At 72.2% G+C, this 20,854-nt stretch carries 17 protein-coding genes and 4 pseudogenes; 14 read left to right on the top strand and 7 right to left on the bottom strand.

The genetic code is table 11. The features are described 5' to 3' along the window. Positions 1 to 11: 11 nt before the first annotated feature. The 4 genes and pseudogenes from ACF059_RS05000 to ACF059_RS04985 form a co-directional block, all read right to left on the bottom strand. Positions 12 to 1,211 (bottom strand): AAA family ATPase, encoded by a 1,200-nt coding sequence (locus ACF059_RS05000; protein WP_392051455.1) that lies wholly within the window; start codon positions 1,209 to 1,211, stop codon positions 12 to 14. After that, positions 1,208 to 2,875 carry an ankyrin repeat domain-containing protein gene (locus ACF059_RS04995; RefSeq protein WP_392051452.1) on the bottom strand — a complete coding sequence of 556 codons (1,668 nt, stop codon included), beginning with the start codon at positions 2,873 to 2,875 and terminating at the stop codon, positions 1,208 to 1,210. The genes ACF059_RS05000 and ACF059_RS04995 overlap by 4 nt, the downstream gene beginning before the upstream one ends. After that, positions 2,872 to 4,008, bottom strand: a complete 1,137-nt coding sequence (locus ACF059_RS04990) for a gala protein (protein ID WP_392051449.1) — start codon at positions 4,006 to 4,008, stop codon at positions 2,872 to 2,874. Before ACF059_RS04990 ends, ACF059_RS04995 begins: the two co-directional genes overlap by 4 nt. A gap of 74 nt (positions 4,009 to 4,082) precedes the next feature. After that, positions 4,083 to 4,155: pseudogene (locus ACF059_RS04985) on the bottom strand. Between the two features lie 170 nt (positions 4,156 to 4,325). Here ACF059_RS04985 and ACF059_RS04980 point away from each other — a divergent pair. Together ACF059_RS04980 and ACF059_RS04975 are read left to right on the top strand one after the other, a co-directional pair. Then, on the top strand, positions 4,326 to 4,448 hold the full coding sequence (locus ACF059_RS04980; RefSeq protein ID WP_392051446.1) for a hypothetical protein: 123 nt from the start codon (positions 4,326 to 4,328) through the stop codon (positions 4,446 to 4,448). 173 nt (positions 4,449 to 4,621) lie between these two features. Beyond that, positions 4,622 to 7,192 carry a SpoIIE family protein phosphatase gene (locus ACF059_RS04975; protein WP_392051444.1) on the top strand — a complete coding sequence of 857 codons (2,571 nt, stop codon included), beginning with the start codon at positions 4,622 to 4,624 and terminating at the stop codon, positions 7,190 to 7,192. On the opposite strand, the gene ACF059_RS04970 is transcribed toward ACF059_RS04975, so the two are convergent. Then, positions 7,164 to 8,681 (bottom strand): SDR family NAD(P)-dependent oxidoreductase, encoded by a 1,518-nt coding sequence (locus ACF059_RS04970; RefSeq protein WP_392051441.1) that lies wholly within the window; start codon positions 8,679 to 8,681, stop codon positions 7,164 to 7,166. The genes ACF059_RS04975 and ACF059_RS04970 overlap by 29 nt on opposite strands. A 186-nt stretch (positions 8,682 to 8,867) precedes the next feature. Between ACF059_RS04970 and ACF059_RS04965 the strand changes: the two genes are divergently transcribed. The 4 genes and pseudogenes from ACF059_RS04965 to ACF059_RS04950 all read left to right on the top strand — a co-directional run. Next, positions 8,868 to 9,431 (top strand): dihydrofolate reductase family protein, encoded by a 564-nt coding sequence (locus tag ACF059_RS04965; protein ID WP_392051439.1) that lies wholly within the window; start codon positions 8,868 to 8,870, stop codon positions 9,429 to 9,431. Between the two features lie 46 nt (positions 9,432 to 9,477). After that, positions 9,478 to 9,810: a hypothetical protein gene (locus tag ACF059_RS04960; RefSeq protein ID WP_392051436.1), complete on the top strand. Its 333-nt coding sequence runs from the start codon at positions 9,478 to 9,480 to the stop codon at positions 9,808 to 9,810. A 165-nt stretch (positions 9,811 to 9,975) separates the two neighbouring features. Continuing rightward, a pseudogene (locus ACF059_RS04955) lies at positions 9,976 to 10,275 on the top strand (hypothetical protein); the annotation flags it as partial. A 284-nt stretch (positions 10,276 to 10,559) separates the two neighbouring features. Next, positions 10,560 to 10,709, top strand: a pseudogene (locus ACF059_RS04950) (AraC family transcriptional regulator); the annotation flags it as partial. A 584-nt stretch (positions 10,710 to 11,293) separates the two neighbouring features. Here ACF059_RS04950 and ACF059_RS04945 read toward each other — a convergent pair. Beyond that, the gene (locus tag ACF059_RS04945; protein ID WP_392051433.1) at positions 11,294 to 11,896 is read right to left on the bottom strand and encodes a hypothetical protein; all 603 of its coding nucleotides are present in this window, start codon (positions 11,894 to 11,896) and stop codon (positions 11,294 to 11,296) included. Between the two features lie 67 nt (positions 11,897 to 11,963). Here ACF059_RS04945 and ACF059_RS04940 point away from each other — a divergent pair. The 4 genes and pseudogenes from ACF059_RS04940 to ACF059_RS04925 form a co-directional block, all read left to right on the top strand. Further along, positions 11,964 to 12,393, top strand: a pseudogene (locus ACF059_RS04940) (transposase family protein); the annotation flags it as partial. Positions 12,394 to 12,864: 471 nt separating this feature from the next. Continuing rightward, positions 12,865 to 14,256, top strand: coding sequence for an MFS transporter (locus ACF059_RS04935; RefSeq protein ID WP_392051430.1), 1,392 nt, complete (start codon positions 12,865 to 12,867; stop codon positions 14,254 to 14,256). 83 nt (positions 14,257 to 14,339) lie between these two features. Continuing rightward, positions 14,340 to 16,256 carry a helix-turn-helix domain-containing protein gene (locus tag ACF059_RS04930; RefSeq protein ID WP_392051428.1) on the top strand — a complete coding sequence of 639 codons (1,917 nt, stop codon included), beginning with the start codon at positions 14,340 to 14,342 and terminating at the stop codon, positions 16,254 to 16,256. Between the two features lie 37 nt (positions 16,257 to 16,293). Then, positions 16,294 to 17,037, top strand: a complete 744-nt coding sequence (locus tag ACF059_RS04925; protein WP_392051425.1) for an SOS response-associated peptidase — start codon at positions 16,294 to 16,296, stop codon at positions 17,035 to 17,037. On the opposite strand, the gene ACF059_RS04920 is transcribed toward ACF059_RS04925, so the two are convergent. Further along, on the bottom strand, positions 17,031 to 17,969 hold the full coding sequence (locus ACF059_RS04920; RefSeq protein WP_392051423.1) for an oxidoreductase: 939 nt from the start codon (positions 17,967 to 17,969) through the stop codon (positions 17,031 to 17,033). The genes ACF059_RS04925 and ACF059_RS04920 overlap by 7 nt on opposite strands. 112 nt (positions 17,970 to 18,081) lie before the next feature. Here ACF059_RS04920 and ACF059_RS04915 point away from each other — a divergent pair, with 112 nt between their 5' ends. From ACF059_RS04915 to ACF059_RS04900, 4 genes are all read left to right on the top strand, one after another. Next, the gene (locus ACF059_RS04915; protein WP_392053064.1) at positions 18,082 to 19,023 is read left to right on the top strand and encodes an ArsR family transcriptional regulator; all 942 of its coding nucleotides are present in this window, start codon (positions 18,082 to 18,084) and stop codon (positions 19,021 to 19,023) included. Positions 19,024 to 19,123: 100 nt separating this feature from the next. Further along, on the top strand, positions 19,124 to 19,552 hold the full coding sequence (locus ACF059_RS04910) for a hypothetical protein (RefSeq protein WP_392051420.1): 429 nt from the start codon (positions 19,124 to 19,126) through the stop codon (positions 19,550 to 19,552). Positions 19,553 to 19,605: 53 nt separating this feature from the next. Then, a complete protein-coding gene (locus ACF059_RS04905) occupies positions 19,606 to 19,779 on the top strand; it encodes a helix-turn-helix transcriptional regulator (RefSeq protein WP_392053062.1) in 174 nt (57 codons plus the stop codon). Beyond that, entirely contained in the window at positions 19,776 to 20,765 is a 990-nt protein-coding gene (locus ACF059_RS04900; protein WP_392051417.1) for an NAD(P)-dependent alcohol dehydrogenase, read from the top strand. Before ACF059_RS04905 ends, ACF059_RS04900 begins: the two co-directional genes overlap by 4 nt. The last annotated feature ends 89 nt before the right edge of the window (positions 20,766 to 20,854 follow it).

The raw sequence follows: 20,854 nt of genomic DNA, 5'->3' as shown, positions 1-20,854 counted from the left end.
CGGGCCCGGGCTCAGTCGCCGCCCGGCAGGGAGCCGGACAGCCGGAGCAGTTCCACGAAGGCGTCGATGCCCGCCGGTACCGGCCAGTCGAGGTCGCGCACCGCGGCGAGGTCGGCGGCGGCCCGGGCGGCGACATCGGGCACGCCCGCGTGCACGGCCTTCGCCAGGACCGCCCAGCCCGCCTCCCATCGGGGGCGGGTGAGCTCGCCCTGCACGGCGGCGACCACGGCGATGAGGAAGGCCAGCTGCCGGTCCCCACGCTCGGGCAGGGCGAAGGCGTCCGGGTCGGCCAGCACCCGGTCCGGGTCGGGCAGGTCGAGGTGTTCGAGGTACGAGAGCAGTTCGATCCCGGCTGCTTCGCCCACGGCGCCGGTGAGAGCGGCGGCGAGCGCCTCCCGGCCCGTCGAGGCCGCGTACCCGGTCGCCAGCAGCCGCAGGGCCATCTCCCAGGTGCGCGGGGAGGGCCAGCCACGTCCCCGCCCGGCGGCCTCGGCCGGCATGTGGTGGACCAGGCCCGGCCGGGCGGTGAGGAAGCCGGAGACGGCGCCGCGGGCCCGGGCGACCGACCCGGAGGCCTTGGCGGGATCGACGGCCGGGATCGCCACCTCGGGCCAGGTGCCGGCCATGCCGCGGGCCACGGTGCGCGGGTCGTGCGTCCAGTCGAGGTGGACGAAGCGGTTGGCGAGCGGCGGGCTGAGGTGCCAGCCGTCGGCGGCGCTGGCGGGAGGATTGGCCGCGGCGACGATCCGTACCGCCGACGGGAGTTCGAGGCTGCCGACCCGGCGTTCCAGGACCACGCGCAGCAGGGCCGCCTGCACGGCCGGTGGGGCGGAGGACAGCTCGTCGAAGAACAGCAGCCCCTGGCCGGTGCGGGCGAGGCGTACCGCCCAGTCCGGCGGGGCCATCGGCACACCCGTGGAGGCCGGGTCCTCACCGACGATGGGCAGCCCAGCGAAGTCGGAGGGCTCGTGGACGCTGGCGATGACGCTCTCCAGCCGTACGCCGAGCGCGGTGGCGAGCTGCTCCATGCCGGCGGACTTGCCGATGCCGGGCTCGCCCCACAGGAGGACCGGCTGATTGGCCATCACGGCCAGTGCCAGCGCCTCTAGCTGGGGGTTCGTGGCGGGCTCGGTGCGGGTGGCGCTCAGCTGGGCGCCCAAGGCGTCGGCGGCGGCCAGGGCCCGGGCGGGCTGCGGCTGGGTCGCCCTCATGCGTCGTCCTCGTCTTCGTCGTCCTCGCGGTACTCCATGTGCTCGTCGAACCAGTCGGCGCCGATGTCGGGGAACTCCTCGTCGACGCGGTCGCGCAGGAAGGCGAGGTCGGTGCGCTTGTAGCGGCGGATCTCCTGGGACAGCGACAGCTCCATCTCGTCGACGACGTCGATCCGGGAGCCGGCCGCCAGCATGGCCCTGACCAGGTCCGCCGAACCACCCCAGTGCACGGCGGACAGCAGCGGCGTTCGCTCGGCCTTGTCCCGCGCCTCCAGGTCGAGTCCGGCCGCCAGCAGCCGGGGCAGCAGCGCCTCGTGGTCAAGCAGGTGGAGCGCGTGCAGCAGCCCGCGTCCGCGGGCGTCCCGGATCCGGGGGTCCACACCCGCGTCCAGCAGCGCCACCACACCCGGGGTGTCGCCGTGCTGGACGCGCAGGAAGAGCTCGTGCCGCTGGACCTGGAGGGCGCGCGGCAGCCGCCCCTCACCTGTGGTCCAGGCCTGCTGCACGGCGAAACACCCCGAGATCGCGCCGCCGAACGCCCGCATGGCGCGCTCGCGTTGCTGCTCCTCGGGGGTGTGCGGAACGTCCAGCACGCCGCCCCGCGAGCGGACCTCGTGCCATCCGCCGCGGCACCGCACGCGGACCGGCCTGCCCGTGTCGGGGCCGGGCGGGCCCACGGCCGGACCGGTGCCCGGGAACAGCGCGGCGGCCACCAGTGGGTGCAGCTCGCGCGGTGTGATCCGGCCGGTCCGTACCAGTTCGAGGTCGGGGAGGCGTTGCCAGGCGTACCGGGGCAGGGGCGGGACGGCGAGCGCCTCGGCCTGTTCGACGACGCGGGCACGGAGCCCGTCGAGGCCGGCGTGCTCCAGCAGGAGAAAGGAGCGCCAGGTAGCCGCGATCCGGTACCGGTCGCCCGCTCCGGCAGCCATGAGCCGCGCCACCTCCGGCGCGAGCCGGGTGAGGTCGACGGGCATCCGCGCGAGGATGCCCGTCGGGTCCGCCGGGCGCTGGTACGGCTGCGGAGCAGGGACGGTCAGGTCGCACTCGACACCTGCGGCCGCGTAGGCCCCGACCACGTCGTCGCGGGCCAGCAGCCGTGCGATCCGCTCGGCGAGGCCGCCGGGGTCCGCGAAGCGCGCGCCCAGCTCGGCTGCGCACCGGGCGTCCCAGAACGGCCGGATCTCAGTCCAGTCCTCCGAGACGAAGCCGTGCCCCGTGTACACGTTCCACTTCTTGGCGGCGACCGGCGCGCAGTGCAGGCGCAGCCGCTGCGATCCTTCGGTCATGAGGGGGGTGGTGACCGACAGGGTCGGGCCGCCGGGGCCGCCGTAGGAGGCGAGCAGGATCCGCAGTGCGGGGGCGATGGTCGTGCGGCCGCCCAGGAGCCGGGGCAGGTGCCAGCGCAGCAGGTCCGGGGCGAGGTGGCGCAGGTCCTGCGCCACGGCCTCGGCGACGTGGGGACCGTAGCGGCCTTCGAGCTCCGCCGGCTCGAAGCCGACGTCCACGGCGGCGGCTGCGCAGGCCGCCCGCCAGTCACCGGCCAGCCGGTGCGCGGTGGCCTGCTCGATCATCCAGGCGGGCACCGCGTAGCGGCGGATCCGCTGCCATGCCGGGCCGTCCTCCGGCCGGAAGCCGCCGGGCAGTTCGGCGTTCGTCCGGCTCACCGGTACACACTGCCGATTGCGCGCAGGTCCGGGTGGGCAGCCCGGGCGGGGCGGAGCCGTTCGGTGAAGGAGCGCTTGACGCGGCGGGGCAGGCCGGGTCCCAGACCGACGTACTCCAGGGGGCTGTTGGCGGGTACTGCGGCGAGCAGGTTCTTCGCGCCGCGTCCGGTGAGGCCCGTGTGGCGCAGCTCCAGGCGGCGCAGGGGGCTGCCGGGGAGCGCGGCGGCCAGGGCGTACGCTCCTTCGTCACCCGGGTCGTTGGCCGGGGCGCGGAGGCTGCGCTCGGACATGGTGCGGCCGAGGTCGAGGGCTTCGATGCCACCGAGGGAGGCGGCCAGGGAGCGTGCGCCGGCGGCGCCGATGCCGTTGCCGCCGAGCCCCAGGCGGACCGGCCGTGCGGAGTTGGCCGCGGCTGCGGCAAGGGTCGCCGCGCCCTCGTCGCCGAGGTGGTTGGCCGGGACGTACAGCTCGTGCACCCCGGCCTCCCGGATCAGGGCGGCGAGCAGGGGTGCGGCGTCGGGGCCGAGGCCGTTGCCGCCGAGGAAGAGGCGTTCCAGGGGCTGCTCGCGGTCCAGCAGGGCGTCGAGCAGGAGGCGTACGCCACCGGCGCCGATCCCGGTGTTGACCAGGTCGAGCGTGCGCAGGGCGGTGTTGCGGCGCAGCAGCACGGCCAGGGTCCGGGCCCCCTCCCCGAAGAGCGGATTGCGCTTGAGCCAGAGGGCGCGGACGGTGGTGTCGCCGGCGAGGGCGCCGGCGAGGGAGCTCACCCCGTCGGGGCCGATCCGGTTGCAGCCGAGGTAGAGGGTGTGCAGCCCGTGGCCGCCGGCGAGGGCCCCGGCCAGGGTGCGGACGCCGGCGTCGCCGATGGCATTGGTACCCAGGAGCAGGTGGGCGGCGTGCGCGGAAGCGGCCGCGGCCGGCAGCAGCCGGGCTGCGCCGACCGGGCCGAGTCCCTGCTTGCAGAGGTCGACGCGGCCGTCGCTGCGCAGGGTGCCGAGCGGGAAGGTCTCGTCGGTCTCGACGGGCCGTTGCGCGGCGAGCCGGGCGAGTAGCGGGTCGAGGCCGGCCGGGTCGGCCGGAGGCAGATCGGGGTGCTCGATCGCGGGGCACCGTACGGGTGTCGGCTGTGTCATCACCACTCCACCGGTTCCTTCGCCGGTGCCCGGCGTCCATCACGACTCGAAGACGTGAACTGCAGAAGTAGACGCAAGACCGGTCGGATTCGAACCGACGTCCTCCAGCTCGATGCGTGGGCGCGACGACCTCTGCGCTACGGCCTTGCTGCCGGGGATCATACCCACCCGGCGGCCAGAAATCGATCACCAGTTTGGGGCGTGGAATCCGGACTGCCCTGAGGGGGACAGGCCCGGTGCCCGGCGACGGAGTGAGCGGTTCGCAGCCGTACGCGTGCCCTACCGGAGGAGCCTGCCGCCTGCGGGAGCGTGGTGCCATGGTGATGTGGATCCGCACGTATGACGAAGCCCGAGGCCTGTGGCAGTACTTCGAGGGGGTGTGGCTGGACGCCCGGCGCACCCTGGGCGCCACCGCCCCGCCCCCTGGCGCGGACGGGTGACGGCCGCCTCCCCTTCGGCCCGCACGCGGGGCGCGGCCCCCCTGCCGACGTGCAGCGGCGCGGCGATACTGAACGTAGGCCGACCGCTCAACCCCGGGGCTGGGATCACCCTGGGTAGTCGCGAGGGGAATACCCGCCGAGCGTTCCGTTCGGCTGGTCGAAGGGCGGTATCGATGGACGCACCGGCGCCGGGTCTGGGCGAGGGGCCCGAGGACCCGTTCGCGCTGCACAACTCGGCCTCGGCGGTACTCGACGACCAGGGCATCATCGTGGGCTGGAGCGAGCGCGCCCAGGAGCACCTCGGCTACCCGCCCGAGGAGGTGCTGGGCAGGCCGGCGATCGATCTCCTGTTCGATGCCCGTGACCGTGAGGCGGTCAGGGACGCGCTGGCCGCCTACGAGCGCGACCGGGGCGGCTCCGGTGACCTGACCGCGATGCCCGTGCTGCCCGTGCTGCCCGTGCTGTCCGTGCTGCATCGCAGTGGGCGGCGGGTGGAGCTGGGCTTCCGCGCCCGCGCCGTCGTCCGCGCCGACTCGACCCGCGAGTGGTTCCTCGTCGTCGCCCCGGCGCAGGAGGTGCTGCAGTGGGAGACGGACCGCTCGGTCCTGGACGGTCTGTTCCGGCGCTCCCCGATCGGCCTGTCCGTCCACGCCCCCGACCTGAGCATCCTGCGGGTCAACCGGGCCCTGGCCCGGTTCGCGCAGCTCCCCGCGGCCGAGGTCCGGGGCCGGCGTGCGGGTGACTTCCTCATCGGCCCGGACCTGGAGACCATCGAGACCCGGCTGCGACGGGTACTGGAGACGGGCGAACCCCTGATCTTCACCGAGCAGCCCTGCCGGCTGAGGAGCGACCCCGGCAACGAGCGGGTGGTGTCGGTGTCGGCGTTCCGGATGGAGGACCCCTCCGGCGCCGTCCTCGGAGTCACCCAATTGGTGGAAGATGTCACCGACCGCTACCGGGCCCGGCGACGCCTCGCCCTGCTCAACCGGGCCAGCGCCCGCATCGGGACCACGCTGGACCTCGACCAGACCACCCGGGAGCTGGCCGACGTCGCCGTACCCGACCTCGCCGACGCCGTCTCGGTGGACCTGCTGGAGGCGGTGGCCCGCGGCGAGGAGACCATCGCGGAGAGCGGCCGGGATGCCTACGGGGAGAGCGCCGGTGACAGCGGGGAAGGGGGCCGGCTGGTCCGCAGGATGGCCGTCCATTCGGTCGTGGCCGAGGCGCTGCGGGTGATGTACTCCGCGGGAGAGGTCTTCCAGTTCGACCCCCGCACCCCGCAGGCCAGGTGCCTCGCCGAACAGCAGCCCATCCTCGAACCGGTGCTCCACAGCAGTCCCGGCTGGTACTTCCAGGATCCCGAGCGCACCCGGCGCGCCCTCGGCCTGGGCGCCCACTCGCTGATCGTCGTCCCGCTGACCGCCCGCGGTGTGCTCCTCGGCCTGCTCAGCCTGTGGCGCGCCGAGCGGCCCGAACCGTTCGAGGAGGACGACGTCAGGCTCGCGGAGGAATGCGCCGCGCGCGCCGCCCTGTGCATCGACAACGCCCGCCGCTACACGCAGCAGCACCAGGCCGCGCTGACACTGCAACGCAGCCTGCTGCCACGGGAGTTGCCCGAACACAGTGCGGTGGAGGTGGCGCACCGCTATCTCCCGGCCGATCCCGCCACCGGCGTCGGCGGCGACTGGTTCGACGTCATCCCGCTCTCCGGAGCGCGCGTCGCCCTCGTCGTCGGGGACGTCGTCGGCCACGGTCTGCACGCCGCGGCCACCATGGGCCGCCTGCGCACGGCCGTACACACCCTGGCCGGTCTCGACTACGCCCCGGACGAGGTCCTCTCCCACCTGGACGACCTGGTCAGCCGGCTGGCGGAGGAGCAGGAGCCCGCCGAGGGACGCTCGCAGGGCCAGCAGATCGTCGGCGCGACCTGCCTCTACGCGGTCTACGACCCCACCTCCCGCCGCTGCACCCTGGCCCGGGCGGGCCACCTGCCCCCGGCCGTGGTGGCTCCCGACGGCACGGTGAGCCTGCCCGAGCTTCCCGAGGGCCCGCCGCTGGGCCTCGGCGGACTGCCGTTCGAGTCCGCCGAACTGGAACTCGCCGAGGGCAGCCTGCTGGCGCTGTACACGGACGGCTTGGTCCGGGCCCGCGGCCACGACCTCGACGAGGGACTCGAGCGGCTGCGCGAAGCCCTGTCCGAGGCAGGCGGCTCGCTGGAGGAGACCTGTACGGCGGTACAGGAGGCCCTGCTGCCCGAGCATCCACACGACGACGTCGCCCTGCTCCTCGCCCGTACCCGCGTGCTGGCGCCGGAGCAGGTCGCCTCCTGGGAACTGCCCGCGGAGCCGACCGCCGCCGCCCGGGCACGGGCCCTGACCGAGACGACCTTGACCGGGTGGGGCCTGGAGGAGATGGCCTTCACCGCCGAACTGGTCGTCAGCGAACTGGTCACCAACGCCTACCGTTACGGCGGCGGCGCGCCGCTCACCCTGCGGTTCATCCGCGACCGCAGCCTGATCTGCGAGGTCTCCGACCACAGCAGCACCGCGCCGCACCTTCGGCGGGCGCGCACCACCGATGAGGGCGGCCGCGGCCTCTTCCTCGTCGCCCAGCTCACCGAACGGTGGGGCACCCGCTACACCCGGGACGGCAAGACCGTCTGGACGGAGTTCCCCCTGACGGTGGCGGTGGCGGCCGCGACGGACGCCGGAAGGGTCACCACGGGACCTGCCGGTAGTCCTTGAGGAGGATCCCGTGGAGGGGCGCGCCGGCCTGGCCCCGCACGATGGGGTGGTAGACGCGGGCGGCGCCGTCGACGATGTCCAGCGGCGGGCGCCAGCCGGTGGCGGCGTGCCGCTGCCGGGCGGGGAGGGGCTTCTCGTCGGTGACCCAGCCGGTGTCGACGCTGCACGTGTGGATGCCGCGGGTGGCCAGTTCGGCGGCGCTGGTACGGGTGAGCATGTTCAGGGCGGCCTTGGCCATGTTGGTGTGCGGGTGGCCGCCGGTCTTGTTGCGGACGGTGAACTGGCCTTCCACCGCGGAGACGTTGACGAGGTAGCGGTGGGGGTGCGGGGAGGCGTCGAGGAGCGGGAGCAGGCGGTCGGCGAGCAGGAACGGTGCGACGGCGTTGACCAGCTGGACTTCCAGCAGCTCGGTCGGGTCGATCTGTCCCAGGCGCAGGGTCCAGGAGTTGACCGCGTCCGTCTCCGGCAGCAGACCCGCCTCGTCGACCGCCTCCCGCGGTAGCACGGCCGCCGGGGCGTCATCGGTGCGCGCGGCGCCGGCCAGGGCGTAGGACTCCCGCGGCCGCGGGGCGAGTTCCGCCGTCCACGGCAGCGGTGGGGTGCGGGGGCCGGGTACGGAGAACCCCGGAGCGGTCCAGGTCTGCGGCGGGGCGAGTGCCCCGGGGACCGGGCTGGGTGCGGATTCGGCGGCGGACAGGGCGCTGTAGGCGTGCGGAGAGCGGCGCAGGGTCTGCGCCGCGTTGTTGATGAGGATGTCCAGGGGCAGCCCCCGGGAGAGCATGTGGTCGGTGAAGGCCAGGACCTGCCGGGGATCGCGCAGGTCCAGGGCGGCGATCCGCAGCCGGTGCCACCAGTCGGCGGCGCCGGGGGCGGCCGCGAACCGGCGCGCCGTGTCCTGGGGGAAGCGGCTGGTCACCGTGAGCTCGGCGCCGTCCCGCAGGAGCATCAGCGCGACCTGGTAGCCGATCTTGACACGCCCGCCGGTCAGCAGCGCCCGTCGGCCGGTGAGGTCGGTGCGGGCCGTGCGGTGGGCGAGGTTCTCGCCGGCGCACGGGGGACACAGCAGGTGGTAGAACGCGTGGACCTGCCGGTAGTGGGCCTTGCAGACGTAGCAGCGCTGGGGTCGGTTCAGCAGGCGTTCGCCGTCGCGGGCGGAACCGTCCCGTGCCGGTCGCACCGCGGACGGTCCGCCCGGAAGCTGAACGTAGGCGCGGACGGTAAGACCCTGTCCGGCGGAGGCTTCGGCGGACGTTCCTGCGGACAGAGGCGCGTCCATCACGCGGTCGAGCGCCCCCATCGCGGTGGCGGCGAGCACCTTCGCGTCGGCGGCGGCCCGCTGCGCGCGCGCCTCGGCGCGGCGCCGATGCCGTCCGTCGCGGACGAACTCTCCGGCAGCCCGTTCCAGCAGGCGGCGCCGAGGGTCGTCCACGGGTAGCTGCCGCGCCTGGTGCAGCAGGTCCAGGCAGGTCTGTATGAGCTCACTGTCCACGGGGTGCCTTACGTCTGATGGACGCACAGCACGTCGGCTGCGACCGTCGGTGATGATCAGAATAGGCCGCCGCCGACAGGAAGTCAGGCGCCTTTTCCCACCGTCCGTCCACGGGTCCCAGATCCGCCGCGAGCTTCCCGCGCGCCGGTCTGTACGTGTGAGACCGACTCACGGAAGGCTGGGCCCATGCGGAAACTGATCTACGGCATGAACGTGTCCCTGGACGGCTACATCGCCGCGCCCGGCGACGACATCGGCTGGAGCGTGCCGAGCGACGAGCTGTTCCAGTTCTGGTCCGACCAACTGCAGGCGACCGAGCTGTCGCTGTACGGGCGCAAGTTGTGGCAGACGATGAGCTCCTACTGGCCGACCGGCGACCAGCAGCCGGGCGCCACCCCGGCGGAGATCGAGTTCGCGCGCCGCTGGCGGGACATGTCGAAGGTGGTGTTCTCCTCGACGATCGACACGGTCGACTGGAACAGCCGCCTGGTCACCGGTGACGCGGTCGCCGAGATCACCCGGCTCAAGGCCGAGGACGGCGGCCCGATGGACATCGGCGGCGCGACGCTCGCCGGGGCGGCCATGCGCGCCGGGCTGATCGACGAGTACCTGCTGGCCACCGCGCCGGTCCTGGTGGGCGGCGGCACGCCGTTCTTCACCGCGCTGGACAGCTGGGTGAACCTGAACCTGGTGGAGACGCGGACGCTGCCCTGCGGCGTGATCCTGACCAGATACGAGACGAGGCGCTGAGCGCCCGTCCACGCCACCGGATCCAGATGCGCGAGAGGATGTGGACATGGCACTGGTCAAAAAAGGATCGCGGCTCATCACCGTGGACGGCACGACCTACCGCTGGCGACTGCGCGGACGGCCCACCTATGACCGGGGTCTGGTCCAGTCACCCCTTGCCTACGCGGTCGAGCATGCCGAGACCCCCGGTACCACCCTGGTGATCACCACCGACCAGCCGCACCCGAGCAACTGGTTGGGAACCCACGGCAGCCCGGTCCTGCCCGGCCAGGTGGCCGCCGGCATCCGCACTGCACTCACCGCCGGCTGGACGCCGACGAGCCCGGGCTCACCGTTCCATCTCGACCAGCCGACTCAAGGTCGGCGGCTGGGGCTTTGAGGCGTTTAAGGTCGCATCCATCCCTTTTAGCGAGAAACGACTTTCGGTTTCGGCTGCTCGTCGCTCAGCGTAGCCAGTCATGGAGCTGTTTCAGAGTCGCCACTGATCGGGTGATGCCGGCGGTGTGCGCTACGCACGAGGATCCCGTGCCGTTGGGGGAGGTGTTCGAAGTCAGGTGATGGCCGCTGCAAGCTCGCCCCGCACCAGCGCCCTGGTCGGCCTCGCGGCACGACACTCTCGCCCAGCTCGCTGCCGCGCTCGGCATCTCCGTCGGCACCGCGCACGCCTACGTGGCAGCCGTCGTCGACATGCCGGCTGACCACGCGCCCGGCCTGCCGCGCACCCTGCGCAAGGCCGCCGGGCCGTGGGTGACGCCCACCGGGCCGTGGCCTCACGCCCACCCAACAGACCGTCAACCGCGTGCTGTCCGCGGCACGGGCTCCGGTCGAGCGTGGCGTCGCACGGCACTGCAGCGCGGTCGTGAGATCGGCGGCAGGTTCGGGCTGAGGCGGTTCGGCCGAACCGTGGGCGTCAGCCGCCTCCGCCCCCGCCGCTGGTGTTGTCCGGACCGAGGTCATACTCCCGGCTCTGGTTCGCGCCGGATCCCCAATGCTCGTAGCAGATGAGCCCCGCCCCGATGAGCAAGACGATCCCCGTAGCTATCAGCGATATCCATGCGCCGGCGTCCATGCTTGCGGATGTACCCACCGCTGTCAGTGCGAAGCCTCACCCGGGCCTGCATCGATCCGTCGGGCGGTCAGGTGCGCTACTTCGACAGGTCGTTACCGGAAGAGATCGCCACCGACCCGCTCGCCGAGGTCGTCGCCTGGGTGCTGGAACACCTCCACGAGCAGTTCGACGTGGAGACGCTGGCGGCGCGGGGGTACATGAGCCGTCGTGACCCGGCGCCACTCGATCGTGGCCACGTTGAAAAGTGCTCAGTGACTGGGTGCGGGGCCATCAGGACCGGGTACGGGGTCATCAGGGATGTATTTCTCCGCCTCGGCGTGGTGAGGTGGATTGAATTCAGCGTTGTGCTCTTGTGCTCCGCGTTCGGCCTCGTCCTTGAAGGGGTAGACATTGATGAGCAAATTGGGTTCTTCAGGACAAAAGACTGCCCAGATGGGTAGGCGCGTGTGGGCGATGTGGGTTGCTTCTTCTCGCTCGTAAGCCTTTGCCATGATTGAACACCTCCCTGTGCCTTAGCGATGGGAAGGTCGGTCCTGTAATGGCCCCGTTATCGCGGATGATTGCGCAATCGATCGCGAAGATACGGTGAGGCGTCAATTTCTTGCCGATCTCGGGCGTCAAGATGCTGCTCCGCCCTGACCCACCGCTGCGCGCAAGTCCCCCTATAAAGGTAAGGTCGCTACGGTGCGCGGGCAACTCGAAATGATGTGGGCAGCAGCTGTTTGCCGCTCCTATTGCGCCAAGGGCGTCCCGTAAAAGATGTAGGACGTGCTTGCTAAGGGCTGTCCCCTAACTACTGATCGGGCCGGGCGCCTCGCACGTGTGCGATCACATCTGGCTCTCCCAAGCCGGCACGGTTGATCCGGCCTCGGCCTCGGATCACGCCGTCAGCGGCCAGCCTCTGCCTCAGTGCGTCGGGTGCTAGGGGTGTCTCGAAGCCCTCGCTGAGTCCTCGCCCCTTGTCTGCGTACTCGTAGCGGACCGCGTACCTCCTTCCCTCGTGATGCCATTCGCAGCGAACCAGCGGTCGCGCGAGGACTGCTTCGAACCACTCTGCCGCTCTGTTTGCCAGCTCCGTAGGGCTGCCTGCGGCTTCGAAGGTGAACTCACTCGCGGTCTGCTGGATAGTGAAGTCCTGGTTGTGGAGTTCGCCGCCACGGACGACGGAGCCGTCGAAGTGGGCGCCCACGGTCAGAACTCCCCGATTGCGTTGCGGGTCACCGATGTCCAGATAGACGATGAGCTGGCCGTCGGAGGTGTGTGCCGATGGCAGAACGACAGTGTCGAGTGGGTCCACCAGCCAGGATCCCGCGCGTTCGGCCAGAACGTCTACGAACGCGCGCTGCGCGCCGTCCAGATCGTCCTCGTCATACTCGAACCACGTGATCTCATCCATGACCGCACTCTAGGGGCGGCACAGAGGCTGTCCAGGAGCTGCCGGTCGCAGATGAGATGATCTTGATATGGCTGGTGTGATCACGGCGTCGGAGCCCTCCTGGACAGCCCCGTTCACCGGCTGAGCCCGCGAGCGTTCGGGAAGCTGGTGAACGTGCTGCGGCGCGAGGGTGCGGCTACGATCCGTAAGGGCCGACCCTGGAGCCTTCCATTGGAGGACCGGGCGCTGCTGGTCGCGGCGTACTGGCGCAAAACCTGGTTGTCGTGGTGGGCCAGCCCCTGCGCGGGAACCACAACGACTGCAAGGCGTGGGAGGAATCCGGTGCCAAAGCCGCCGTCGGCTGGACCATGACGATCGCCGACGGAGGCTATCCCGGCACCGGGCTCGTCATGCCCCACTGACGCCGTAAAGGCGAAGACTTGCCCGACTGGAAAGAGGCGGACAACAAGTCCCACAAGCAGGTCCGCGCCCGCGTCGAGCACGTCTTCGCCCGCATGCCCAACCTCACCCTCGCCGGATAGACGAGCGGCCCGCACCACGGCCACCACGCCCGAGCCGACTCGGAGATCATTTCCGGGATAGCCCTTAGCCCACTTCTTCGCTCGACTCGTCTGTTGCTTGCCGGTTCCCGCCGGGTTCAGGAAACACACCCGGCGGTGTCGCCCTCAACTGGCCCATCTGGCAGTCCTTTCGCCTCAACGCGTCCGGTCAGTCGGGCGCCTACCTGTCCGCCCGTCGGAAGGCCGCTTGAACGCGAGCGGGCCACAAACCGTTGCGCGCAGGGCATAGCCGGCATCCGCACCCGGTGGTGTCGGCCGACCTCGGTGGCGCACCCAGGCCTAGGTGTGGTGGTCGTAGCGGTGCCTGAGGGGGCAATTGTGGTGTCCCGCCACATACGCTCGTGACCTGCTGGTTCCTAAGGTGTGGCGACACGACAACGTCCCGTGACCCGCTCGGAAGTGGTGACCATGGCCGCCTCGGCAACCGCTCCAACACCCCCCGGCTCCATCAAGCGCATCATCGCCGCCAGCCTTATCGGCACCACCATCGAGTGGTACGACTTCTTCCTCTACGGCTCCGCCGCCGCACTGGTCTTCAACGAGCTGTTCTTCCCCGACAGCGAACCCCTGGTTGGCACCCTCCTCGCCTTCCTCACCTACGCGATCGGCTTCGCCGCCCGTCCCCTCGGCGGCCTGGTCTTCGGGCACTACGGGGACAAGATCGGCCGCAAGAAGCTCCTCGTGCTCAGCCTGCTCCTCATGGGCGGCGCGACCTTCGCCATGGGGCTGCTCCCCACCCACGCGAGCGTCGGCGTGCAAGCGCCCATCCTCCTCACCCTGCTGCGCCTGGTCCAGGGGTTCGCCCTCGGCGGCGAGTGGGGCGGGGCCGTGTTGCTCGTCTCCGAGCACGGTGACGACAAGAACCGCGGCTTCTGGGCCTCTTGGCCGCAGGCGGGCGCACCGGGCGGCAATCTGCTCGCCACCGGCGTACTGGCCCTCCTGGCGGCCGTCCAGTCCGACAAGGACTTCCTCGCGTGGGGCTGGCGGATCCCCTTCCTCCTCTCCGGCGTGCTGGTGGTCATCGGCCTGTGGATACGGGTGTCGGTCTCCGAATCCCCGGTCTTCCTGGAGGCGCAGGCCAAGGCCGCACGGGAGGCGGCCGCCGGCGTGCGGGCGAGACCGCCCGTGGCCGAGGTGTTCCGTACGAACTGGCGCGGGGTCCTGACCGCGATCGGCACCCGCCTCGGCGAGAACATCTCGTACTACGTCATCACCGCCTTCCTCCTCGTCTACGTCACCACCCACCTCGGGCTGCCCAAGAGCGACGGCCTGAACGCCGTCCTGATCGGCTCCGCCGTCCACTTCGTCACCATCCCCGCCTGGGGCGCGCTGTCCGACCGCATCGGCCGTCGCGTCGTCACCCTCATCGGATCGGTGGGGATGATCGGCTGGGCGTTCGCGTTCTTCGCGATGCTGGACTCCAAGTCCTTCCCGGTGATCGCCGCGGCCGTCACCATCGGGCTGCTCCTGCACGGAGCGATGTACGGACCGCAGGCGGCCTTCATCTCCGAGATGTTCGACACCAAGGTCCGCTACTCCGGGGCCTCGATGGGCTCCCAGCTCGCCTCCATCATCGGCGGAGCGCTCGCCCCGATCATCGCCGTGGCCCTGCTCCGTGACTACGACTCGTCCCTGCCCGTCTCCGTCTATCTGGCCGCCGCCGCGGTCGTCACCACGCTGACCGTCCTGCTGGCCCAGGAGACCCGCGGGCGTAGCCTGACCCAGGAGCACGCCCCGGCCGGCGCCGCGGTTCCGGCCCGCCGGCAAGCCGGGCACGACCCCGTACCGGCCGACAACTGACCCCGCCGCCCCGCCCCACCGCCGCCGGACGCGCGGTGGGGCGGGCGCCGCCACGTCCGCGTCCAGCACCACGGAGAGCGCCGATGCCCACCACCGGAAAGACGGCCCGGACCGCACTGGACCACCTGCGGGACCTGCTCGACCTGCTGGACCGGGGTGCGCCGGCCGAGCGGTTCGAGCCCCCGGCCGACGCGGCCCGCACCGGCGGCCTCTCCGAGCAGGAGGCGGCGGCCGTCGCGGAAGCCACCCAGGTCGCGCTCCGGATCCGCCGCACGCTCAGCCAGCATCGTCGGCGCGAGGCCGAACTCGCCGCGCTCTTCGACACCGCCGGAGACCTCGCCCGCCTCAGGGACCTGGACGCCGTGCTGAAGGCGATCGTGCACCGGGCCAAGCTGCTCCTCGGCACGGATGTCACGTACCTGTCCCTCAACGACGACGAGGCCGGCGACACCTACATGCGGGTGACCGACGGCTCCGTCTCGGCCGCCTTCCAGCAGGTCCGCCTGGGCATGGGGGAGGGCCTGGGCGGGCTCGTCGCCGAGACGGCCCGCCCGTACTCCACCGGCGACTACCGCGACGACCAGCGCTTCCGGCACACCACCACGATCGACAGCGCCGTCACGGAGGAGGGCCTGCGGGCCATCCTCGGCGTACCGCTGCGCCTGGGCACCCGCGTGATCGGCGTCCTGTACGCCGCGGACCGCACCGCCCGCACCTTCACGCCGGACGAGGTCGCCCTCCTGTCGTCGCTGGCCGACCACGCCGCCATCGCCATCGACAGCGCCCGCATGCTCGACGAGACGCGCACCGCGCTCGTCGACCTCAACGAGGCGTCGCGGACCATCGAGGCGCACAGCGACGCCATGCGCCGGGCCGAGGACGCCCACGACCGGCTGACCGACCTGGTCCTGCGGGGAGCCGACATCACCGACGTCGCGACCGCCATCGGCGCCGTCCTGCAGGGCGGCACCCTCATCCACGACGCCGAGGGGGCCGAACTCGCCCGGGCGGGCACCGACGCCCGTCCCCCCTCCGCCGAGGCCGTGGCCGCCTCCATCGCGGCCTCCCGGGCCGACGGCCGCGCCGTGTCCGTCGCCGGGACCTGGGTGTGCGCCGTCCTCGCCGGACCGGAGCTGCTCGGCAGCATCGCCCTGACCGGCCGCGCCGACCTCGACGACGCCGACCGCCGCCTCTTCGAGCGCGCGAGCGTGGTCACCGCCCTGCTCCTGCTGCTGCGCCGCTCGGTCGCCGAAACCGAGGACCGCGTACGGGGTGAGCTGCTGGGGGACCTCCTCACCAGGGCCGCCGACCCCGCCGGCCTGCCGGCGCGCGCACGGCGGCTCGGCGTGAACCTGGACCAGCCGCACGCGGTGTTCGTCCTGCACACCGAAGCCGCGCCCCGGCCCAGGCTGCTGGCCGCGGCCGCCCGCATCGCCCAGACCCGCGGGGGACTGGCCGGGCTGCACCACGACGACGTGGTCCTCGTCCTGCCCTCCGAGGCCCCCAGCGAAGCCGCCGCGAGCCTCGCGAGCGAGCTGGGCCACGCCCTTGCCGGCCCCGTCACGGTCGGAGCCGCAGGACCGGCGCCAGGCCCCGCCCACTGCGCCGACGCCTACGCCGAAGCCCACCGCTGCGCGACCGCACTGCGCGCGCTGGGCCGCGAAGGGACCGGAGCCGCCCTGTGCGACCTCGGCTTCCTCGGCGTGCTGCTCGGCGACCGTACGGACCTGGGCGGCTACGTGCGCCAGACCCTCGGCCCGCTGCTCGACTACGACGCCAGGCGCGGCACGGACCTCGTCCACACCCTCCAGGTGTACTTCGACACCGCCACGAGCCAGTCCAGAACCGCCGAGGCCCTGCACGTGCACGTCAACACCGTCGTGCAGCGCCTGGACCGCATCAGCAGGCTCCTCGGCCGTGACTGGCAGCGCCCCGAGCGGACGCTGGAGCTCCAACTCGCCCTGCGCATCCTCCGCGTCAACCGTCAAGGCGGTGCGTAACCGCCCCGGAGGGCGATCAGATGGCAAGCTGGACGGCATGTGCGGCCGTTACGTCTCCACCCGCAGTCCCGAGGACCTCTCCGGCCTCTTCCGGACCGCGCCCCCCGACCCCCGGCACGTCCTGGAGCCGAGCTGGAACGTCGCCCCCACCGATGAGGTCTGGGCGGTGCTGGAGCGCGCCGACCGCGAGAGCGGCGTGCTGGAGCGGCGACTGCGCACCCTGCGGTGGGGCCTGGTGCCGTCGTGGTCGAAGAGCCCGTCCGGCGGCGCGAAGATGATCAACGCGCGGGTGGAGACGGTGCACGAGAAGCCGGCGTACCGGCGCGCCTTCGCCACCCGCCGGTGCCTGCTGCCCGCGGACGGCTTCTACGAGTGGCGGTCCGTCCCCGCCACCGCCACGACGAAGGCCTACAAGCAGCCGTACTTCATCGCGCCCGAGGACCGCTCCGTCATGGCCATGGCCGGGCTGTACGAGTTCTGGCGCGACCCTGCCGTCGCCGCCGACGACGACCCGGCGGCGTGGTGGGCCACCTGCACCATCATCACCACCGAGGCCACCGACGCGGCCGGACGCGTCCACCCCCGCATGCCGCTCGCCCTGGACCCCGCCGACTACGAGGCCTGGCTGGACCCGAGCCACCAAGACCCGGACGAACTGCGCGCCCTGCTCGCCGCTCCCGCGGGCGGCCGCCTGGACGTCCGCGCCGTGTCGACGGCCGTCAACAGCGTCTCCAACAACGGCCCCGAGCTGCTCGAAGACGCCCCTTCCCCGGGTCACTGAGCCCCCGGGTCCCCCTCCACCCCGCGCCGGTGGAGCGCGTCCAGGGCGGCCAGTGCGTCCTCGGACAGCCGCAGCGCGCCCGCGGCCACGTTGTCGGCGAGATGACCGAGGTCGCCCGTGCCGGGGATGGCCAGGACGTGCGCTCCGCGGTTCAGCGTCCACGCCAGCCGTACCTGCGCCGGGCTCGCCCCGTGGGCCCGCGCGACGGCCAGTACCTCCTCGTGCTCGGCCCCGCTCGCGCCCGCCTCCCGACCCGTACCGGCGATCGCGTAGAACGGCACGAAGGCGATGCCCTGTTCGCCGCAGCTGCGCACGAAGGCGTCGTGGTCGGGCCGGATGCCGATGCCGTACCGGTTCTGCACGCAGACCACCGGCGCGATGGCCAGGGCCTCGGCCAGGTGGTGCGGATGGATGTTGGAGAGGCCCAGGTGACGGATGAGGCCCGCCTGCCGCAGCTCGGCCAGGGCGCCGAAACGCTCCGCGATCGAGTCGGTGCCGACGATGCGCAGGTTGACCACGTCGAGGTGGTCGCGGCCGAGCTGGCGCAGGTTCTCCTCCACCTGGCCGCGTAGCTGTTCAGGGGTGGCGTGGGACAGCCACGCGCCCGAAGGGCCGCGCCCCGGGCCGACCTTGGTGGCGAGGACGAGGTCGTCTGCGTAGGGGGCCAGTGCCCGGTTGATCAGTTCGTTGGCGGAGCGCAGGGGGGAGAAGTAGAAGGCCGCGGTGTCGATGTGGTTCACGCCGAGCTCGACCGCGCGGCGCAGCACGCCGATCGCCTCGTCCCGGTCGCGCGGCACCGCGTGCTGCACCAGCGCCTCGCCGGTCTGCGGCAGGCGCATGGCGCCGAAGCCCATCCGGTTGATCGTCAAGTCGCCGAGCTGCCAGGTGCCCGAGGCCGCCGCGGTGATCGTCTGTGCCGTCTGTGAGGTCATGCCGGGGATGCTGTCCCTCCCGTAGGCTGAGGGCAATTGATTCGTACATGTGTGAATCCTCGGGGTGGCCGTGCTGGCGGAGCTGGCGTTCTCGACGAGCGACCTGGCGCAGATGCGGTTCGCCGTCTCGCCGATGTGGGAAGTGGGGCCCAGCTTCCGGCTCCTGGCCTCCGGCGCCGCACATCCGGTGCACCGGCCCTGGATCGAGCAGGTACGGCCGCGGGTGGCGGAGGCCGGGCTGGACCGGGGCCTGCTCGCCGAGCTGATCCCGCCGTCCGGTTACGTGCCCGACTTCCTCAACCCGGCTCCCGCCGGGCCCGCTCCCACGCTGGCGGAGGAGCTGGCCGGGATCCTGGCCGCCCCCGCCCTCCGCGTACGCCGGGACCTCGACCGCCTGGGAAACGAGCAGGGCGGCCTCGGCCCCCGTGCGCGCGCCCTGTACGCCGAGCCGCGGGCCCGCCTGGACCGGGTCGCGCAGGAGATCGGGGCCTATTGGGAGCTGGCGCTCGCGCCCTACTGGGCGCGGCTGCGGGCCGTGCTCGACGCGGACGTCTTCCACCGGGCCCGCCAGGTCGCCGAGCAGGGTCCGGCCCACCTCTTCAACGGACTGCACCCCTCGGTGAGCTGGGACGACGACGCGCTCCGGCTGGAGCGCCGGCCGGCCGTGCTGTCCCGGCAGGCGGCGGGCGCGGGGCTGGTGCTGATCCCCTCGGTCTTCGCCGGGCCGGTCCCCTTCACCCGGATGACGCCGCCGGAGCCGCCGCAACTGGCCTACCCGGCGCGCGGTATCGGGGCCCTGTGGCAAACCCGCAGCGCCCACACGACCGACGCGCTCGCCGCCGTACTCGGCCGTTCGCGCACCCGGCTGCTGGCCGAGCTCGACAGCCCTGCCTCGACGACCGAACTGGCCCGGCGTACGGGGCTCTCGCCCTCGGCGGTGTCCCAGTACCTGACCGCCCTGCGCGACGCGGGGCTGGTCAGCGCCCACCGGGCGGGCCGCTCGGTGCTCTACGCCCGCACCACCGTGGCGGAGTTCCTCCTCGCCGCGCAGTGAGACGCGGGTGCGGGATGTATAGAAATCTTGACACCGTGTCCTGGTTGCTTGACACTCCAGGTGTCGGGTTTTCTTTACATCGGGATGAGGGTGAGCGGCCGTGGCAGTCGAGGAGAAACGCGCCTGGATCATGATCGTGGTCGCGATCGTGTCGTACGGCGCCTACCTGGCCGTGGTCCTCGGGCGCTCCGGGGACGGCCCGCTGGCGCAACAGCCGTACGTCGCAGCCCTGTTGTGGACGGTCGGCGCGTCCATCGTCGCGTCGATCGCACTCCACATCACCGTGGCGGTGCTGTCGCCCGAGGAGGGCAAGACCAAGGATCAACGCGACCGGGAGATCCACCACTTCGGTGAGTACATCGGCCAGTCGTTCATCGCCATCGGCGGCGTGGCCGGGCTCGTCCTGGCGATGGCCGAGGCGGACCAGTTCTGGATCGCCAACGTGATCTACCTGGCCTTCGTCCTGTCGGCGATCGTCGGGTCCATGGCGAAGGTCGCCGCCTACCGCTCGGGCTTCCAGCCGTGGTGAGGCCGACGAAGGTCACCAACACGATCAGGGCCCTGCGCTTCGCCAACGGCGAGATGACGCAGGCCGAGCTCGCCCGCCGCATCGGCGTGACCCGGCAGACCGTCATCGCCATCGAACAGGGCCGCTACTCGCCCTCCCTGGAGAAGGCGTTCGAGATCGCCCGGGTCTTCTCGGTACCGCTCGACCAAGTGTTCCAGTACGCCGTGACCGAGGGAGACGACGCATGAAAGCCATGGTCCAGGACATCTACGGACCGCCCGCGGTCCTGCGGCTCGAAGAGACCGACCGGCCGGTTCCGGGCATGGGGGAAGTGCTCGTACGGGTCCACGCGGCCGCCGTCGACCAGGGTGTCTGGCACCTCGTGGCCGGCATGCCGTACGCGATACGCGCCGCGGGCTTCGGCCTGCGCGCGCCCAAGTCACGCGTCCCCGGCATGGACCTCGCGGGGCGGGTCGAGGTCGTAGGCCCGGACGTCACCCGCTTCCGGCCCGGCGACGAGGTGTACGGCAGCGGCACCGGCTCCTTCGCCGAGTACGCCTGCGCCAAGGAGGACCGGCTCGCGCCCAAGCCGGTGAACCTCGGCTTCGAGGCGGCCGCCGCCGTGCCCGTGTCCGGGTGCACCGCCCTCAAGGCCCTGCGGGACGGCGGCCGGATCCAGGCCGGGCAGCGGGTCCTGATCCTCGGCGCCTCGGGAGGCGTCGGCAGCTACGCCGTACAACTGGCCAAGGCCTTCGGCGCCCACGTCACCGGCGTCTGCAGCGGCGCCAAGGCGGACCTGGTCCGCTCGCTGGGCGCCGACGAGGTGGTCGACTACCTGCACGAGGACCCCGTCGACGGCCGCCGCCGGTACGACCTCGTCCTCGACATCGCGGGCAACCGCCGGCTCTCCCGGCTCCGCCGCGCCCTCACCGCCCGCGGAACCCTGGTCATCGTCGGGGGCGAGGAAGGCGGCCGCTGGATCGGCGGCAACCAACGGCAGCTGGCCGCACTGGTGTTGTCCCCCTTCATCAGCCAGAGCCTGCGCCCGCTCGCCTCCGTGGAACACCACAGCGACCTGCAGGTCCTCACCGACCTCATCGAGGCCGGCAAGGTGACCCCGGCCGTCGACCGGACCTACACGCTGGCCGAGGCGCCCGATGCGATCCGCCATCTCAGGGAGGGACAGGTGCGCGGCAAGCTCGTGATCCGGGTGGGCGGCCCGGACGAGCACTAGGGCGTGTCCGACGGGTCAGGTGACGGGCATGTTCCCGGATCGTTCTGCCCCGCATGGGGCGCAGCGATCCGACAGACGCGGAGTGGGTC

Source organism: Streptomyces sp. NPDC016562 (assembly GCF_043076955.1).
Lineage (GTDB): Bacteria > Actinomycetota > Actinomycetes > Streptomycetales > Streptomycetaceae > Streptomyces.
The sequence above is the reverse complement of the archived record's forward strand: the minus strand, read 5'-3'. Positions and strand labels throughout refer to the sequence as shown.

Excerpts from the sequence above, each read along its gene's own strand:
- ACF059_RS04900 (WP_392051417.1), top strand. The coding sequence starts at position 19,776 with ATGAAAGCCATGGTCCAGGACATCTACGGACCGCCCGCGGTCCTGCGG.
- ACF059_RS04905 (WP_392053062.1), top strand. The coding sequence starts at position 19,606 with ATGACGCAGGCCGAGCTCGCCCGCCGCATCGGCGTGACCCGGCAGACC.
- ACF059_RS04945 (WP_392051433.1), bottom strand. The coding sequence starts at position 11,896 with ATGGATGAGATCACGTGGTTCGAGTATGACGAGGACGATCTGGACGGC.
- ACF059_RS04960 (WP_392051436.1), top strand. The coding sequence starts at position 9,478 with ATGGCACTGGTCAAAAAAGGATCGCGGCTCATCACCGTGGACGGCACG.
- ACF059_RS04920 (WP_392051423.1), bottom strand. The coding sequence starts at position 17,969 with ATGACCTCACAGACGGCACAGACGATCACCGCGGCGGCCTCGGGCACC.
- ACF059_RS04915 (WP_392053064.1), top strand. The coding sequence starts at position 18,082 with ATGCGGTTCGCCGTCTCGCCGATGTGGGAAGTGGGGCCCAGCTTCCGG.
- ACF059_RS04925 (WP_392051425.1), top strand. The coding sequence starts at position 16,294 with ATGTGCGGCCGTTACGTCTCCACCCGCAGTCCCGAGGACCTCTCCGGC.
- ACF059_RS04990 (WP_392051449.1), bottom strand. The coding sequence starts at position 4,008 with ATGACACAGCCGACACCCGTACGGTGCCCCGCGATCGAGCACCCCGAT.
- ACF059_RS04965 (WP_392051439.1), top strand. The coding sequence starts at position 8,868 with ATGCGGAAACTGATCTACGGCATGAACGTGTCCCTGGACGGCTACATC.
- ACF059_RS04930 (WP_392051428.1), top strand. The coding sequence starts at position 14,340 with ATGCCCACCACCGGAAAGACGGCCCGGACCGCACTGGACCACCTGCGG.
- ACF059_RS04935 (WP_392051430.1), top strand. The coding sequence starts at position 12,865 with ATGGCCGCCTCGGCAACCGCTCCAACACCCCCCGGCTCCATCAAGCGC.
- ACF059_RS05000 (WP_392051455.1), bottom strand. The coding sequence starts at position 1,211 with ATGAGGGCGACCCAGCCGCAGCCCGCCCGGGCCCTGGCCGCCGCCGAC.
- ACF059_RS04980 (WP_392051446.1), top strand. The coding sequence starts at position 4,326 with ATGGTGATGTGGATCCGCACGTATGACGAAGCCCGAGGCCTGTGGCAG.
- ACF059_RS04975 (WP_392051444.1), top strand. The coding sequence starts at position 4,622 with ATGGACGCACCGGCGCCGGGTCTGGGCGAGGGGCCCGAGGACCCGTTC.